The organism is Streptomyces sp. DH12 (assembly GCF_020873895.1).
Lineage (GTDB): Bacteria > Actinomycetota > Actinomycetes > Streptomycetales > Streptomycetaceae > Streptomyces.
In genome coordinates this window covers 65,220-80,564 of record NZ_JAHWGT010000017.1, presented here as the reverse complement: position 1 = coordinate 80,564, position 15,345 = coordinate 65,220, and the positions used below count along the sequence as shown (strand labels likewise).

The window sequence follows — 15,345 nt, the reverse complement described above, 5'->3', positions numbered from 1 at the left end:
TCAACAGCTGCGCGGCGGCAGAACGGGTGTTTGGCTGGGTGCCATGGCTTCCGACCGACGCGATCAGGCCGTCCGCGCAGCCGTCGCCCACGCGCTGCTCTCCGACTCCGCACCCGTCGCCGCCCTCCTCGACACCGCCGGCGTCCGCGCCTCCGCCGCCGCCCTCCGCTCCGCCTTCGCCGCCGTCACCGACGCCCCCGTCCTGCACGCCTTCGCCGTCAAGGCCGCCCCGCTCGTCCCCGTCCTGCGCCTGCTGCACGAGGAGGGGCTCGGCGCCGAGGTCGCGAGCCCCGGCGAACTGGCCCTGGCCCGCGCGGCGGGCGTACCGCCGGAGCTCACCGTCCTCGACTCCCCCGCCAAGACCCCGGCCGAGCTGCGCGAGGCCCTCGCCGCGGGGATCGCCCTCAACGCCGACAACCCCCAGGAGCTGGCCCGGCTCGATCCGCTCGTCGCCGCCCTCACCGGCGCCGGCGGCACCCCGCCGCCCGTCGGGCTGCGCGTCAACGCCCAGGTCGGCGGCGGCGCCATCGACGCCCTGTCCACCGCGACCGACACCTCCAAGTTCGGCGTGCCGCTGCGGGACGAGGGCGCGCGGGAGTGGATCGTGCGCGCCTTCCTGGAGCGCCCCTGGCTGACCCGGCTGCACACCCACTCCGGCTCGCAGGGCGTGCCCCTGCCGCTCATGGCCGCCGGGGTGCGGGCCGCCTACGAGCTGGCCGAGGAGATCAACGCGGCGGCCGGGCGGCACCAGGTGGACACCGTCGACATCGGCGGCGGCCTGCCGGTCAACTTCACCTCCGACGAGGAGACCCCCACCCACGCCCGGTACGCGCGGCTCCTCGCCGACGAGGTGCCGGGGCTCTTCGACGGGCGGTACGCCCTGGTCACCGAGTTCGGCCGGTCGCTGCTCGCCCGGCACGGCACGGTGCTCGCCCGCGTCGAGTACACCAAGACCTCCGGCGGGCGCCCCGTCGCCGTCGCGCACGCCGGCGTGCAGGTCGCCACGCGCACGGTTTACGACCCGGCCTCCTGGCCGCTGCGCATCCTCGCGTACGACGCCGCCGGGCGGCCCAAGGCGGGGCCGCTCCTCGCGCAGGACGTGGCCGGGCCCGCCTGCTTCGCGGGCGACCTCCTCGCCGTGGCGCGGCCGCTGCCGCCGCTGGAGCCGGGCGACGTCGTCGCGGCGCTCGACACGGGGGCGTACTACTTCGCCCACCACTACGCCTACAACTCCCTGCCGAGGCCCGGCGTCTACGGCTACGAGGTGGAGCCGGACGGGACGGTCCGCTTCGCCACCGTGCGGACGCCGCAGGGGCCGGCGGAGATCGTCGCCGAGTCGGGCGGCGCGCACCGGGACGCGCTGGTACGCCGGTAGCGGCGCGGGTGCCGGCTCCCGGCCGCGGGGGCGGACGCGGCGCGTGGGGCGGGGTGGGACCCGGGGCGGCGGAGCTTACCGCGCCGTGGCACGTTCCACGGGAAAATGCCAGAAGTCCCACCCGTGGGCAGAACGTTGCGTAACGTCTCCATCACTGAGCCGTTCGCGTCTGCGCCATGGGAGGGGAGCCCGCGTGCCCGGAATCGACGAGTGCCTGGTCGAGGCGATGGCCCTGCCCGGGGCGCGCGGGGCGGCTCTCGTCGACTGGACCAGCGGGCTCGCCCTCGGCACGGTGGGCGAGTCCCCGGTCGGCGACCACGAGACGTCCGCGGCCGAGGCCGCCGAACTGGCCCGCGCCGCCGCCGAGTACGAGTCCTTCACGCCGCCCGCCCCGCCCGTCCCCGCCGCGTCGCCCGGTGCCGGCGCCGGTCCGGACGGCGAAGACGACGGGGGCGCGCCCGTCGAGGACCTCATCGTCACCACCCGCACCGGCTACCACGTGCTCCGGTTCGTCACCACCAACTTCGACAGCAGCCTCTTCCTCCACCTGTGGCTCGACCGCACCACGGGCAACCTCGCCCTCGCCCGATTACGCCTGCGCGACCTCGCCGAACGGCTGGTGCTGTGATGGCCGGCGTCGTCTCGCCGATGCTGCGCCGCCTCGCGGCTGACCGGGCGACGGGAGCCCTGGTGCGCGACCACGGCACGCTGTACCTCGTCGACGGCCAGGTCGTGCACGCCGAGAGCCCCGTCGCCCCCGGCCTCGACATCCTGCTCGCCGGCGGCAGCGACCGGCGCACCGCCGCCCCCGCGCGCGCGGGGCGCATAGGCGACGGCGAGCGGGAGATATGCCGGCTGGGCGCCCTGTTCGACGCCGCGTTCTTCGCCCTGGCACCCGGCCGCGGCCCGGCCCGCTTCCGCTACGGCCACCACCCCCGGTACGCCGGCCCCGGCCGCCCGGTGCCCGCCGCCGCGGTCGAACGCGAGACGCTGCGCCGCCGCGAACTGCTCGACAGCGTCTGGCCGTACCCCGCTCTCGACGCCGCCCCCGTCGTCCCGCGCCCCGCCGCGCCCGGCCAGACGGTCACCGCCCGCGGCCGGGCGCTCCTGGCCCGCGCCGACGGGGTGCGCACCCCGGCGCAGCTCGCGTGGGTACTGGGGCGTCCCGCCTTCCACACGCTGCTGGAGATCCGCCGACTGGCCGCCGCCGGGTTGGTCGAGACGCCCGACCCCGCGCCGCCGCCCGCCGCGTCCCCGCCGCCCCCGCCGCCCGCCGGGCCCGCGGGCGGCCCCGCCGACACCCCCCGGGCGCCCGGGTCCCCGGCCCACCGCCGGCCCGACGGCCCGCCCGCCCCCCGGCCCGCGCCACCGAGCAGCCCCACCGCCGCGACCGATCTCCCCGACATCGCCCTGCTCCGCCGAGTCCGTGACGCCCTGGAGGCACGCCTGTGACCACCCGCTCCACCCCCCTGCCCTCATGAGGGGGGCGTCATGAGGCGCGCCCTGCGGCAGCGCGCCGAGAGGAGACAACTGATGACGGCCGAACCGTACGTACTCGGCGAGCTGCGCCGGCTGCGCGCCCGCGTCCCGCAGCTGACGGGGGCGCTCGCCGCCAGCGTCGACGGGCTGGTCCTCGCGCAGGACACCGGCGACGTCGAACCGGAAGGCGTCGCCGCCCTGACGGCGGCGGCCCTCGGCGTCGCCGTGCGGCTGAGCGACGCCACCGGCCGGGGCGGGTTCCGCGAGCTGCTCGTCCGCGGCGAGCACGGCTACGTGGCGACGTACGCGGCGGGCGGCACCGCCGTCCTGACCCTCCTCGCCGAGCCCCGCGTGAACGTCGGCCGGCTCCACCTGGAGGGGCGCCGCTCGGGCGCCCGGATAGCGGAGCTCGTGGACGGCGCCATGGAGCGGCCCGAGGCCACCCCCTGACCGGTCAGGCCCCTGACCGGCCCCGAAGACCCCACACCACCCCACCCCGTAGGAAAGGAAGTGCGCGTACATGAACGCGGAGACCGCCCTCAAGGAAGCCACGACCCTGATCGACGGCGCCCTGGGCGCCGCGCTCGTCGACTACACGAGCGGCATGGCCCTCGGCACGGTCGGCGGCGGCAAGGACCTGGACCTGACCGTCGCCGCCGCGGGCAACACCGACGTGGTCCGCGCCAAGGTGCGGACCATGGAGATGCTCGGCCTGAGCGACGAGATCGAGGACATCCTGATCACGCTGGGCACCCAGTACCACCTGATCCGGCTGCTCAAGGGCCGCGGCACCAACGGCCTGTTCCTCTACCTGGCGCTGGACAAGGGCCGCGCGAACCTGGCGATGGCCCGCCTCCAGCTCAAGCGGATCGAGAACGAGCTGGAGGTCTGAGCCCCGCCTTCCGGGCCCGCCCGGCGCCGCCCGTACGGGGCGGGGTCAGCGGCGCCGCGCCCCACCGGGCGCGGCGTCGCCGGCGGCGATCCCCGTCGTCCGGTACGCGGTGACGCGCGGCCCGGCCGGGCCGCGCCCGCCGAGCAGGTCGACCGGCACCCACAGCAGCCGGTCCGCGGCACTCTCGCGGCGGCCGAGCCACGACGCCTTGAGCCACAGCCCGACGCCCAGGCCGGCGAGGAGCAGCCCCACCGTCCCCGGCAGGACGAACGACGAGCCCACGGCCACCGCGAAGGCGAGCAGCAGCCACCAGCGCCGGGCCCGCCGCCAGACGCGCACGGTCACCGCCCGGTCCTGGAGGACGTCGGCGCGGGCGGCCCGCTCGGCGCCGTCGGCCAGCGCCGCGTACCGGCCCCGCCGGGCGAGGGCGGCCACCGCCGCCGCGACCAGGAACAGCGCGGCCCCGGCCAGCAGCCCGATGCGCCGCCCGGTCAGCCCGGGGACCAGCGCCCCGACGCCGGCCCCGAGGATCCCCGACCACCACAGGGGCGCCGCTCCGGCCCGTACGGCCACGGCCACCCTCGCCAGCGCCTGTCCTCCGCGCGCCACGTCTCCTCCTCCTGCTCGGCTGTCGTTGCGGGTGCGCGCGGCACGGTACAGCCGGTCGGTGAGATTTCCGTGAGAACCGCCCCGGCCCGCCGGCCGAACACCACGCACCCGGCGAGACCCCGCCCTCCCGGCGTGAGCCCCCGCCCGCCCGGCGCGAGCTCCGCCTACTCGACGAACAGGCCCCGGGCCGCCGCGCCCGCGTCGAACTCCTCCAGGCGCGCCTGGGCGTCGGGCAGGCCGTCGCACATCGCCTCCAGCAGGGCCCGGCCGAGCAGCATCGGCGCGCACGCGGTGTCGAAGGCGAGCGCGGTGCCGACGGCGGCCGGCAGCAGGACGTCGCTGTGCCCGGCGACCGGCGCGAACGCCGAGTCGGCGACGGTCACCACCGTCAGCCCGGCGCCCCGGGCGTGCTCCAACGCCTCGACGACCTCCCGCGGGTGGCGGGGCAGGGCGAAGCAGAGCAGCGCCGTGGCGCCCGCGCGCACCGCGGCGTCGACGCGGTCGGTGAGCATCGAGCCGCCCTCGTCGAGCAGCCGCACGTCGGGGTGGACCTTGGCGGCGAAGTAGGCGAAGCCGCGGGCCTGGGCGGCGGCGGCGCGCAGCCCCAGCACGGGCAGCGGACGCGAGGCGGCGAGGAGCGCGCCCGCCCGCTCGACCGGCGCGGGGTCGGCGAGGAGCTCCGCGAGGTGGCGCAGGTTCTCGATCTCGGCGTGGACGGCCTGCTGGTACTCGTTGGCGGGCGGTCCCTCGGCGGCGGCGTCCGCGGTCGGGCGGCCGGGCTCGGCGGGGGCGACCTCGCGCAGGTGGCGGCGGAGCGCCGGGTAGCCGTCGAAGCCGAGGGCGACCGCGAAACGGGTCACGGACGGCTGGCTCACCCCGGCCAGTTCGGCGAGCTCCACGCTCGACAGGAACGGCACGTCCGCGGCCCGCCGCACCATCCAGTGGGCGATGCGCCGCTGCGTGGGCGTCAGCCGGTGGCCGTCGAAGAGCGTCTGGAGCCGTGCGCCCGGGGTGTCGCCCATCCGGACCTCCCCTCCTCCACCTCGAATCCATTCAGCCACACCTGTGACTGAATAGACCATATGCAAGAGGGGGGCCCGGGCGAAACCGGGGGCCAACCCCACCGACAGGCCCGGCCCGCGGGCCTAGCGTGAGGTCATGGACGCCCACGACACGGACCTCAAGCGCGACCTGGACGCCACCCTGCACGCCCGCCGCGAGCTGGGCGACGCGTACGAGACGGCGCTCGTCGAGTCCTTCCTGGAGAAGGTGGACCAGCGGCTCGACGCCTCGATCGACCGGCGGGTGGGCCGCCGGCTGGCCGAGCGCCGGCTCGACGCGGCCCGCGCCCGCGGCGGCCCGTCGGAGGACGGCGGCACCGGCGGGTACGGCGACCGGTTCGGCTTCGCGACGGTCTCCCTCGTCCTCGCCGTGCCGCTCTCCGCGATCGGCGCGGCCCAGGCGGGCCTCACGGGGCTGGTGGTCGCCTGGCTGGGCATCGTCGGCGTGAACGCGCTGCACACCCTGCGCGACCTCCCCCGGGGGCGCGCCGGCCGCGGCGAGTGACCGACGGGGCCGCGTAGGCCGAGCGGGCCGAGTTCGCCGAGCGGGCCGAGTTCGCCGACCGTGCGCCAAGCGGCGTTTTCCGGCCACCCATCGAGGTGCCGCGACGACCCCCACACGACCCGCCACCTTCTCCACCGAACCCTCACAGACCGGCAATTCCCCCAGCCCGTGGCCGTGTTGCCCCGGGGAACCGCAGAGGCTCCCCCTGCGTGATCGTTTCTGTCGGCGCACGGTGTCGGCCATAGAATGCGACGGAGCAGCGCGAGTGAGTATCGGGGGTCGGCACACCATGGGGTTCGACGGGGAAGGGACCCGGCCGCGGTCGGAGACGGCGGGGCGGCAGGACACGGCGACGCGGCTGAACCAGCTGCCGGCCGACCAGGGCGGCACGGGCGGCGGCAAGCTGGTCTCCTCCCCGGCGGAGAAGAACGCCGCCGCCAACACCATCGAGACGCGCCTCGTCCCGGACACGAAGAAGGCCACCGACTTCGCGGACGAGGCGACCTCGACCGCCATCGGCGCGATGAAGGACTGGCAGACCGCGACGGGGCTCAAGACGGTCCAGGAGACCTGGGACAGGCAGGTCAAGACGCTCGTCGACCGGCTGCACCGCGAGAAGGGCGCCCTGCGCGCGACCGTCGCGACCCTCGGCGGGACCGACGTGGAGCGCCGGCAGCGCATCCGCAGCGTGCCGTCGAGCCTCGACGCGTACTGAGCCGCGACCAGCCGCGCCCTCCCCGCGTGCCGGGCCGCCGCGCGCACCGCTCCGCGCCGCCGCCCCACGCCCCGCCGCCCCACGCCCCGTCGCCCCACGCCCCGTCGCCCCACGCCCCGTCGCCCCGTAGGGAAAGTGAATGCTGACGTACCACGACGTCATGTCCGCCGACTTCGGTCCGCTCAACACCGCCGCGGACAGGTGGCAGAAGATGGCGGACGAGATCCACAAGGTGGAGAACGCCTACCGGGACAGCGTCCAGAAGATAACCATGGGCCCGACCTGGCTCGGTGAGAGCGCGACCGCGGCGTACACGAACTTCGCCGCGACCCGCTACGAGTACCAGGCGGCCCAGACCCAGGCGAAGGCGACCGCCACGCTGCTGCGCAACGCCCACCAGCAGTTCACCGAGTTGAAGAAGCAGCTGGAGAACGCGCGCGCCGACGCCGTGAAGGCCGGCATGAAGGTGTCCGAACAGGGCAACGTCGCCTACGACTGGGACAGGCTCACCCCCGCCGAACGCGAGGCGGCCCGCCACGACCCCGACCACGCGAGGACGGTCCGCGAGAGCGAGGAGTCCTGGCAGGAGTACATCAAGGCGTGCGTGCGGGCCGTCGACGACGCCGACAAGGACCTGAAGAAGGACCTGGAGTCCGCCGTCAAGGACGGCACCGGCAACAAGAACGACGAGACGCTCGGCACCGGCTTCAACGGCGACGCGGGCAAGGTCGCCGCCGCGGACGACAAGCAGAAGCAGGAGCGCCTGGAGCTCGCCTCGCTGGCGATGCGCGACAACGAGACGCTCGAGGACTGGATGCAGCGGCTCCAGCGCGACGGCGTCGAGAAGATCACCGGCAGCAAGCGGCTCGCCGATCTGTTCGCGGGCGTCCAGAAGGGCACGGTCACCGCCGGCGCCTTCGCCCTGGCGCTGGGCACGAGCGCCAAGAGCGGCTGGAAGCTCTTCAAGTACGCGAAGGACGGCACGAACGTCACCGCGCCGGGCACCGGCATCGCCGCCCGCGTCAACGAGCGCATGATGCTGTCCTCCTCCGGCTTCTGGAGCAAGCTGCCGCCCAACGTCGTGGGCGCCCTGACCGGTTCGGAGGAGGCGGCCGCACTCGGCGGTCACATGAAGAACGGGCGGTTCTTCATCCCGACGGCGGCCGAGGCCAACCTCGCCCGGGTCGCCGCGAACGGCGGCCTCGCCAACGCCGCGAAGGCCGCGGGCTGGCTCCGCGGCGCGGGCGTGGTGGGCGCGGCGGCGGGCACCGCCTTCGGCGTCGCCAACCTCGCCACCTACAACGGCGAGATGATCAAGGAGGATCCCGCCAAGTTCGCCAGCGACCTCAGCGGAACCGCCTTCAACGCCTCCCTCACGGCGCTCGCCGTCGCCCCGAACCCGGTCACGGCCGGCCTGGCCGTCGGAACGGGCCTGGTGTACGCCGGCTGCCTGGTGTGGGACAACCACGAGGCGATCGGCAAGGGCCTGGACAAGGCGGGGGACTGGATCGGCGACAAGGCCTCGGACATCGGGGACGGCATCGCCGACGGCGCCAAGAAGCTCGGCAGCGCCCTCAACCCCTTCGACTGACGAGGTGGACCATGCACACCACCCTCACCCCGTTCACGCTCTCCCCGTGGAAGGCGCGTGAACCGGGCGGGCGCCGGCAGCACGGCTGGGAGGGCACGTCCCCCGAGTTCGGCGACGTGCGGGTCGTCTGCCCGGCGTTCCCGCACGCCTCGGGCGTGATCGTGGCGCAGGTGACCGGCGGGCGCGTCCCCGCCGCGTCGTTCGAGACCCGCGGCATCCACACCGAGGTCGTCAGCAGGCCCACCCTGAACCGGGCGACCTGCCGGGTGGGCGACGGGCTGGTGGGGCTGGACCGGAACCGGTGGGCCCTGACCCACCGGGGCCGCTCCCTGCGCCTGCGCCACCTGGGCGACGACTACCGGCTGACCGCGATCGACAACCGCGCCTACCGGCTGACCCGGCGGCCGGACGCCGAAGACCCCGGCGCGGTCCTCACCGTTCGGCGGTCCGGCATCGCGGGCGGCCGGAAACTCACCGTGCGGGCGACGGGGCGGGTACTGCCCGCCGACGTGTCCCTCGCGGTCCTGTTCTCCGCCGTCGACCGGTCGGTCCTCACCCGGCGGGGAGCCGTGCGGGCCGGGATCTCCCGGATGTTCGGCTTCTGGGCGGAGACGACGTACTGACGCCCCGTCCCGATCGACCGGCCGGTCCGCCGGCCCCATGAACGCGCTCCCGCCGGCCGCGGCGAGCGACTGACTACCAAGTGAGTGTGTATGCCTTCCTTCGACCTTTCCCGGTCCCGCTTCCGGCTCTCCGACGAGCACCTCATCGTCCTCGGCGAGCTGGGCTCGGGCGCCGGGGTCCCCGACGGGTTCGCCACGGCCCACGAGGAACTCGTGGCGTGCGGCCTGGTCGACGCGGAGGACCGGCTCGCGCAGCCGCTCCTGCCGCTGGTCAGGACGTTCCTCTCGGCCGGTGTGGTCGTCTCCCTGGAGACGGCCGGCCGCCAGGGCAGGCTGGAGCACGGCATGTTCATCGGCGAGGAGGACGTCGTCGCCTTCGAGGCGTGGCCCGGGGAGCGGGAGTCGGAGTACTCCCTCGTCGAGCCGAGGACACTGGTCTGGAAGCTCGCCGCGATGGTCGCCCTGCGGCAGTCGCGCACCGTGCGGGAGACGGCCCTCCCGGCCGTCGACACCACGGTGGCCACCGTGGAGGCCGGCTTCGCCGCGCTGGAGCGGGCGGCGGCCGCACCGACCGGTGACGAGGAGCGGCGGATCGTCCGCGAGGCCCTCGGCGCCGGCGGCGCCCTCGCCGGGCCGGCCCTGTCGCTCCTCACCGAGCTGATGTCGGAGCTGCGGTCGAGCTGGCGGATGACCGCCGCCTGGCAGGGCCGCGACGGCGGGCGCACCGGCGTCGAGGGGCGCGGCTTCGCCGTGTGGGACTGCGGGCCGCTGGGCTACTGGCTGCGCGAGCTGCCCGAGGAGCCGCTCCCGGCCGACCAGGTCACGCCCGGCAGCCCCTTCCGGCTGGCCCGCACGGACGCCAGGACGGTGTGGAGCCGCATCACGGACCTCCTGCCCGACCAGGCGGAGCTGCGGGCCGCGGCGGCCGCCCGCTGACGCAGCGGACGGACAGCCTGGCTGCCGGGTTGCCGGACAGCAAGGGCTGCCGGCTGCCGGCCCGGCGGCAGGCGGGCACGACGGGCAGACGGGCAGACGTCGACGGGGGGCCGATCCGTGGACCGGCCCCCCGTCGACGTCTGCGCGGGGGCCGCCGCACCCCCGTCGCCGGGGGTCGGGACGGCGGCGGTCCCCGCGGGGGACACGGGCCCGGGTCGGGGCCGGTCCCCGCGTCCGCGGCGTCCGCGGAGACCCGGGAGCCGCTCCGGGAGTCCGTGACGCCGACACCCCCTACGGTGCCGTGGGCGTGTTAAGCGGGTGCTGCCGGTACGTGACGCCCCCGTACCGTTCGCGCGAACCCCGTGCGCGCGGGGGTCACTTCCCGTCGCGGGCCAGGAACGCGAGCAGGTCCTGCCGGCTCACGACGCCGGTCGGCTTCCCCTCGACCAGCACGATCGCCGCGTCGGCCCGGCCGAGGACGGCCATGAGGTCCTCGACCGGCTCTCCGGAGCCGACCTGCGGGAGCGGGGCGCTCATGTGCTTCTCCAGCGGGTCGTTCAGCGACGCGCGCTGCGCGAACAGCGCCTCCAGCAGCTCCCGCTCGACGACCGAGCCGACGATCTCGGCGGCCATCACGTCGGGGTGGCCGGCGCCCGGCTTCACGATCGGCATCTGCGACACGCCGTACTCGCGGAGCACCTCGATCGCCTCGCCGACCGTCTCCTCCGGGTGCATGTGCACCAGCTTGGGGATGTCGCCCTCCTTGTGGCGCAGCACGTCGCCGACGCGCGCCGACGGTCCGGCGTCCTCCAGGAAGCCGTAGTCGGCCATCCACTCGTCGTTGAAGATCTTCGAGAGGTAGCCGCGGCCGCTGTCGGGCAGCAGCACGACGACGACGTCGTCCGGGCCGAGGCCCTCGGCGACGCGCAGCGCCGCGACGACCGCCATGCCGCAGGAGCCGCCCACGAGGAGGCCCTCCTCCTTGGCGAGGCGGCGGGTCATCTGGAACGAGTCCTTGTCGGAGACGGCGACGATCTCGTCCGTCACCGTGCTGTCGTACGCGGACGGCCAGAAGTCCTCACCGACGCCCTCGACCAGGTACGGCCGGCCGGAGCCGCCCGAGTAGACCGAGCCCTCGGGGTCGGCGCCGACCACCTTCACCCGGCCGCCGCTGGCCTCCTTGAGGTACCGGCCGGTGCCGGAGATGGTGCCGCCGGTGCCGACGCCCGTGACGAAGTGCGTGATCCTGCCCTCGGTCTGCTCCCACAGCTCGGGGCCGGTCGTCTCGTAGTGCGAACGGGGGTTGTTCGGGTTCGAGTACTGGTCCGGCTTCCAGGCGCCCGGCGTCTCGCGGACGAGGCGGTCGGAGACGTTGTAGTACGAGTCGGGGTGCTCGGGGTCGACGGCCGTGGGGCAGACGACGACCTCCGCGCCGTACGCGCGCAGCACGTTGATCTTGTCGGTGGACACCTTGTCGGGGCAGACGAAGATGCACTTGTAGCCCTTCTGCTGGGCCACGATCGCGAGGCCGACGCCGGTGTTGCCGGACGTCGGCTCGACGATGGTGCCGCCGGGCTTGAGCTCGCCGCTCTTCTCGGCCGCCTCGATCATGCGCAGGGCGATGCGGTCCTTGACCGAACCGCCCGGGTTGAAGTACTCGACCTTGGCCAGGACCGTGGCCTGGAGGCCCGCGGTGACGCTGTTGAGCTTCACCAGCGGGGTGTTGCCGACGAGGCTGATCATCGAGTCGTGGATTTGCACCGTAAGTCTCCGGGGTCTCCGTAATGGTCCAGCCAGCGTAAGCCGAGTGGATGCGTAGGCGGACACGGTTCCGGGGCAGTTAGCTCACAGACGGCACGGAGGAGGTGGGCGCCCCTATGTCGAGGGCGAGCGTGGCACGGCGGATCGCGGCGGGCGCGGCGTACGGCGGCGGCGGCATCGGCCTGCTCGGGGCGGCCGGGATGGGGGTGCTCCTCGCCGAGGTCCAGCTGGCGAAGCGCTCGGTCGGCGGCGGGACCGCGCCGCTGCCCCCGGCGGCGGACGGGCTGTACGGGCGGGGCTTCGACGGGGTGCCGCTGCGGCTGGCGCTGCTGGGGGACTCCACGGCCGCGGGGCAGGGCGTGCGGCGGGCGGGGCAGACGCCGGGCGCGCTGCTCGCCTCGGGGCTGGCGCAGGTCGCCGAGCGGCCGGTGGCGCTGCGCAACGTCGCCCTGCCGGGGGCGCGCTCCGACGACCTGGAGCGGCAGACGTCCCTGCTGCTGGAGCGGTCGGTGCGGGCGCCCGACGCCTGCGTGATCATGATCGGGGCGAACGACGTCACCCACCGCATGCCGCCCACCCAGTCGGTGCGCTACCTGTCTGAGGCGGTGCGGCGGCTGCGCGGCGCGGGCACGGAGGTCGTGGTCGGCACCTGCCCGGACCTGGGCACCATCGAGCCGGTGTACCAGCCGCTGCGGTGGCTGGCGCGGCGGCTGTCGCGGCAGCTGGCGGCGGCGCAGACGATCGTGGTGGTGGAGCACGGGGGGCGGACGGTGTCGCTGGGCGACCTGCTGGGGCCGGAGTTCGCGGCGAACCCGCGGGAGATGTTCGGCGCGGACAACTACCACCCCTCGGCTGAGGGCTACGCGACGGCCGCCATGGCGGTCCTGCCGACGGTGTGCGCCGTCCTCGGGGTGTGGCCGGAGCCGGAGCGGCTGGAGGCCGAGCGGCGCGAGGGGCTGCTGCCGGTGGCGCAGGCGGCCGCGGAGGCGGCGCAGGAGGCCGGTACGGAGGTCACGGGCGCCCGCGCCCCGTGGGCCCTGCTCAAGCACCGCAGGCGCCGCCGGCTGACCGAGTCGGCGGCGCCCGCCCGGTCCGCGCACCCCGACCCGGACCACCACGACGGCGGCCGCGACGCCGGTGGCGACGGCCGCGGCGGCAGCGGCGGCACGGGGCAGCCCGGGCGTACGGTGGGCCGTGTGCGGTCGCCGCGGCCCCCGGCCGGGGGCGGCACGGGGACCGGCGCGGAGACCGGGACGTAGACACAGCCACCGAGACGGACACCGAGGGCGACTGAGCGAGCGCTTAGAAATGCGGTGGGGGTCACACCCCGCGAGCGGTGACCCGGGCTCTACGTAGGGGTAACTTCCCTCTCAGTCGCCCACACGTCACCTGGAGCCGTGATGCCCGAAGCCGTGATCGTCTCAGCCGCCCGCTCCCCGATCGGCCGGGCCTTCAAAGGCTCGCTGAAGGACCTGCGGCCCGACGACCTGACCGCCACGATCATCCAGGCCGCCCTCGCCAAGGTCCCCGAGCTGGACCCGCGCGACATCGACGACCTCATGCTCGGCTGCGGCCTGCCCGGCGGCGAGCAGGGGTTCAACCTCGGCCGCATCGTCGCCGTGCGGATGGGCATGGACCACCTGCCCGGCTGCACGCTCACCCGCTACTGCGCCTCGTCCCTCCAGACCACGCGCATGGCGCTGCACGCCATCAAGGCAGGCGAGGGCGACGTCTTCATCTCGGCGGGCGTCGAGACGGTCTCCCGGTTCGTGAAGGGCAACTCCGACAGCCTGCCCGACACGCACAACCCGGTCTTCGACGAGGCCCAGGCCCGTACCGCCTCCCGCGCCGAGCACGGCGGCGACGAGTGGCACGACCCGCGCGAGGACGGCCTCGTCCCGGACGCGTACATCGCCATGGGGCAGACCGCCGAGAACCTCGCGCTCCTCAAGGGCGTCACGCGCCAGGAGATGGACGAGTTCGGCGTGCGGTCGCAGAACCTCGCCGAGCAGGCCATCAAGAACGGCTTCTGGGAGCGGGAGATCACCCCGGTGACGCTCCCGGACGGCACCGTGGTGAGCACGGACGACGGCCCGCGCGCCGGCGTCACCCTGGAGGGCGTGCAGGGCCTGAAGCCGGTCTTCCGCCCGGACGGACGGGTCACCGCCGGCAACTGCTGCCCGCTCAACGACGGCGCCGCCGCGCTCGTGGTCATGTCCGACACGAAGGCGCGGGAGCTGGGGCTGACCCCGCTCGCCCGCGTCGTCTCCACCGGCGTCTCCGGCCTCTCCCCGGAGATCATGGGGTACGGCCCGGTCGAGGCCAGCCGGCGGGCGCTGAAGCACGCCGGGCTCACCATCGACGACATCGACCTGGTGGAGATCAACGAGGCGTTCGCCGCCCAGGTGATCCCCTCCTACCGCGACCTCGGCATCCCGCTGGAGAAGCTGAACGTCAACGGCGGCGCCATCGCCGTCGGCCACCCCTTCGGCATGACCGGCGCCCGCATCACCGGCACGCTCATCAACAGCCTGCAGTTCCACGACAAGCAGTTCGGCCTGGAGACCATGTGCGTCGGCGGCGGCCAGGGCATGGCGATGGTGATCGAGCGCCTCTCCTGACCCCGCGCCCCTTCCAGGCCCGGAGCCTTCCCAACCGCTCCGCGTCCCGGCCGTGACCGAATCTCCCCCAGGATGTGACCTATCTCCTGGGGGAGATTCGTTTACGCAGGTCACGACCGTGGGAGCGGGAAACATCGACCAAAGAAACCTGTCCAATTCGTGACGTAATGCACTGACACCGGGCCCACGGGCAGTTCAAGCTGATGTAGGAAGTGCGGGGGATCGATTGAAACCGGGAGTAAGTCAGTGAGCGCCATGTCTCTCGCCCTGCTGCTGACCACGGCCACCGCCACGGCCGTGGGCGCCGCCGCGCTGTGTGCCGCCCACGGGCTGCGCCGGCAGATCACCGCCCTGCGCACCGACCTGGCCACCGCCCGCGCCGCCGCGGGACAGGCGCCCACGGTGCCGCACGCCCGCTCCGCCGACGCGACCATGGCGGAGGAGATACGGGCGGCGGTCGCCGAGGCCCTGGCCGAGGAGCGCGAGCGCGAGCTGGCCGAGGCGCGCGCGTTCTGGGCGGCCCAGGAGGCCAGGGACGCCGCCGACTCCCCCGCCTCCCTGCTGGGCGGCACGGGCCCGCTGGGCGCCGCCGGCGACGACGGCCCCTACTTCGTGCCCCGCCAGGCCGACTTCGCGGGCCTGGACGCGCTGGACCTGGACGCCGAGTACGGCGACACCCCCGACTACGGCGACACCGACCCCGCCGACCTGCCCGGCCTCCTCGGCGGGCTGCCGGGGCTCGCCGCCGGCGAGTGCCCCGAGTACGCGGAGGACTCCCCGGAGCTGGCCGCGGCCCGCCGCCGCCACCCCTCGCACCCGGACTTCGTACCGGTGCAGGCCCCGGTCGTCACCGACCACGAGCGGACCGTGGCTCGGCTGGAGGAGCTGGCCGCCGCCCGCACCGCGCTGACCGACGTGCGGCCCGGCCCGCTCGGCACGCTCGACGTGTACGTCTTCGCCGACGGCACCACGCTCTGCATGACACCCGGCCACCGCGAGACCGCCGAGCGGCTCGCCGCGGCCGTGCACGGCGGCGCCGCGCCCTTCCTGCTGGGCGGCTCGGGCATCTCCGGCGCGTACGCGCTGACCTTCTCCTGCCCAGAGGGCGCCGGAGGCGACGGCGGCCGCGACAACGTCTACATCCTCGCCGACCGCGTCATCGCCTCCCTGTAGCCCG

General features: G+C 75.0%; 16 protein-coding genes. 13 read left to right on the top strand and 3 right to left on the bottom strand.

Features of this window, described 5'->3' with window-relative positions:
- Nucleotides 1–43 precede the first annotated feature (43 nt).
- From LPA54_RS17600 to LPA54_RS17580, 5 genes are all read left to right on the top strand, one after another.
- The gene (locus tag LPA54_RS17600; RefSeq protein WP_228978751.1) at nucleotides 44–1,375 is read left to right on the top strand and encodes a diaminopimelate decarboxylase; all 1,332 of its coding nucleotides are present in this window, start codon (nucleotides 44–46) and stop codon (nucleotides 1,373–1,375) included.
- A gap of 193 nt (nucleotides 1,376–1,568) precedes the next feature.
- A complete protein-coding gene (locus LPA54_RS17595; RefSeq protein ID WP_228978750.1) occupies nucleotides 1,569–2,003 on the top strand; it encodes a hypothetical protein in 435 nt (144 codons plus the stop codon).
- Nucleotides 2,003–2,827, top strand: coding sequence for a transcriptional regulator (locus LPA54_RS17590; protein WP_228978749.1), 825 nt, complete (start codon nucleotides 2,003–2,005; stop codon nucleotides 2,825–2,827). Before LPA54_RS17595 ends, LPA54_RS17590 begins: the two co-directional genes overlap by 1 nt.
- A gap of 39 nt (nucleotides 2,828–2,866) precedes the next feature.
- Nucleotides 2,867–3,304, top strand: a complete 438-nt coding sequence (locus LPA54_RS17585) for a roadblock/LC7 domain-containing protein (protein ID WP_228978747.1) — start codon at nucleotides 2,867–2,869, stop codon at nucleotides 3,302–3,304.
- 70 nt (nucleotides 3,305–3,374) lie between these two features.
- Entirely contained in the window at nucleotides 3,375–3,746 is a 372-nt protein-coding gene (locus LPA54_RS17580; RefSeq protein WP_228978745.1) for a hypothetical protein, read from the top strand.
- Nucleotides 3,747–3,791: 45 nt separating this feature from the next.
- Here LPA54_RS17580 and LPA54_RS17575 read toward each other — a convergent pair whose 3' ends face one another.
- Nucleotides 3,792–4,355 (bottom strand): hypothetical protein, encoded by a 564-nt coding sequence (locus LPA54_RS17575; protein ID WP_228978744.1) that lies wholly within the window; start codon nucleotides 4,353–4,355, stop codon nucleotides 3,792–3,794.
- A gap of 164 nt (nucleotides 4,356–4,519) precedes the next feature.
- On the bottom strand, nucleotides 4,520–5,377 hold the full coding sequence (locus LPA54_RS17570; RefSeq protein ID WP_228978743.1) for a MurR/RpiR family transcriptional regulator: 858 nt from the start codon (nucleotides 5,375–5,377) through the stop codon (nucleotides 4,520–4,522).
- 136 nt (nucleotides 5,378–5,513) lie between these two features.
- On the opposite strand from LPA54_RS17570, the gene LPA54_RS17565 reads away from it, so the two are divergent.
- The 5 genes from LPA54_RS17565 to LPA54_RS17545 all read left to right on the top strand — a co-directional run bounded on the left by LPA54_RS17565 (nucleotide 5,514) and on the right by LPA54_RS17545 (nucleotide 9,786).
- On the top strand, nucleotides 5,514–5,921 hold the full coding sequence (locus LPA54_RS17565; RefSeq protein WP_228978742.1) for a hypothetical protein: 408 nt from the start codon (nucleotides 5,514–5,516) through the stop codon (nucleotides 5,919–5,921).
- Between the two features lie 265 nt (nucleotides 5,922–6,186).
- On the top strand, nucleotides 6,187–6,636 hold the full coding sequence (locus LPA54_RS17560) for a hypothetical protein (RefSeq protein WP_228978741.1): 450 nt from the start codon (nucleotides 6,187–6,189) through the stop codon (nucleotides 6,634–6,636).
- A gap of 139 nt (nucleotides 6,637–6,775) precedes the next feature.
- A complete protein-coding gene (locus tag LPA54_RS17555) occupies nucleotides 6,776–8,227 on the top strand; it encodes a hypothetical protein (RefSeq protein ID WP_228978739.1) in 1,452 nt (483 codons plus the stop codon).
- An 11-nt stretch (nucleotides 8,228–8,238) separates the two neighbouring features.
- On the top strand, nucleotides 8,239–8,850 hold the full coding sequence (locus LPA54_RS17550) for a hypothetical protein (protein WP_228978738.1): 612 nt from the start codon (nucleotides 8,239–8,241) through the stop codon (nucleotides 8,848–8,850).
- Nucleotides 8,851–8,940: 90 nt separating this feature from the next.
- Nucleotides 8,941–9,786: a histidine kinase gene (locus LPA54_RS17545; RefSeq protein WP_228978736.1), complete on the top strand. Its 846-nt coding sequence runs from the start codon at nucleotides 8,941–8,943 to the stop codon at nucleotides 9,784–9,786.
- A 375-nt stretch (nucleotides 9,787–10,161) separates the two neighbouring features.
- Here LPA54_RS17545 and LPA54_RS17540 read toward each other — a convergent pair whose 3' ends face one another.
- Nucleotides 10,162–11,547: a cystathionine beta-synthase gene (locus tag LPA54_RS17540; protein WP_228978728.1), complete on the bottom strand. Its 1,386-nt coding sequence runs from the start codon at nucleotides 11,545–11,547 to the stop codon at nucleotides 10,162–10,164.
- Nucleotides 11,548–11,663: 116 nt separating this feature from the next.
- Between LPA54_RS17540 and LPA54_RS17535 the strand changes: the two genes are divergently transcribed.
- The 3 genes from LPA54_RS17535 to LPA54_RS17525 all read left to right on the top strand — a co-directional run bounded on the left by LPA54_RS17535 (nucleotide 11,664) and on the right by LPA54_RS17525 (nucleotide 15,341).
- Entirely contained in the window at nucleotides 11,664–12,806 is a 1,143-nt protein-coding gene (locus LPA54_RS17535) for an SGNH/GDSL hydrolase family protein (RefSeq protein WP_228978726.1), read from the top strand.
- Nucleotides 12,807–12,947: 141 nt separating this feature from the next.
- Nucleotides 12,948–14,168 carry an acetyl-CoA C-acetyltransferase gene (locus tag LPA54_RS17530; RefSeq protein WP_228978724.1) on the top strand — a complete coding sequence of 407 codons (1,221 nt, stop codon included), beginning with the start codon at nucleotides 12,948–12,950 and terminating at the stop codon, nucleotides 14,166–14,168.
- A 255-nt stretch (nucleotides 14,169–14,423) separates the two neighbouring features.
- Nucleotides 14,424–15,341, top strand: coding sequence for a hypothetical protein (locus LPA54_RS17525; RefSeq protein WP_228978868.1), 918 nt, complete (start codon nucleotides 14,424–14,426; stop codon nucleotides 15,339–15,341).
- Nucleotides 15,342–15,345 lie beyond the last annotated feature (4 nt).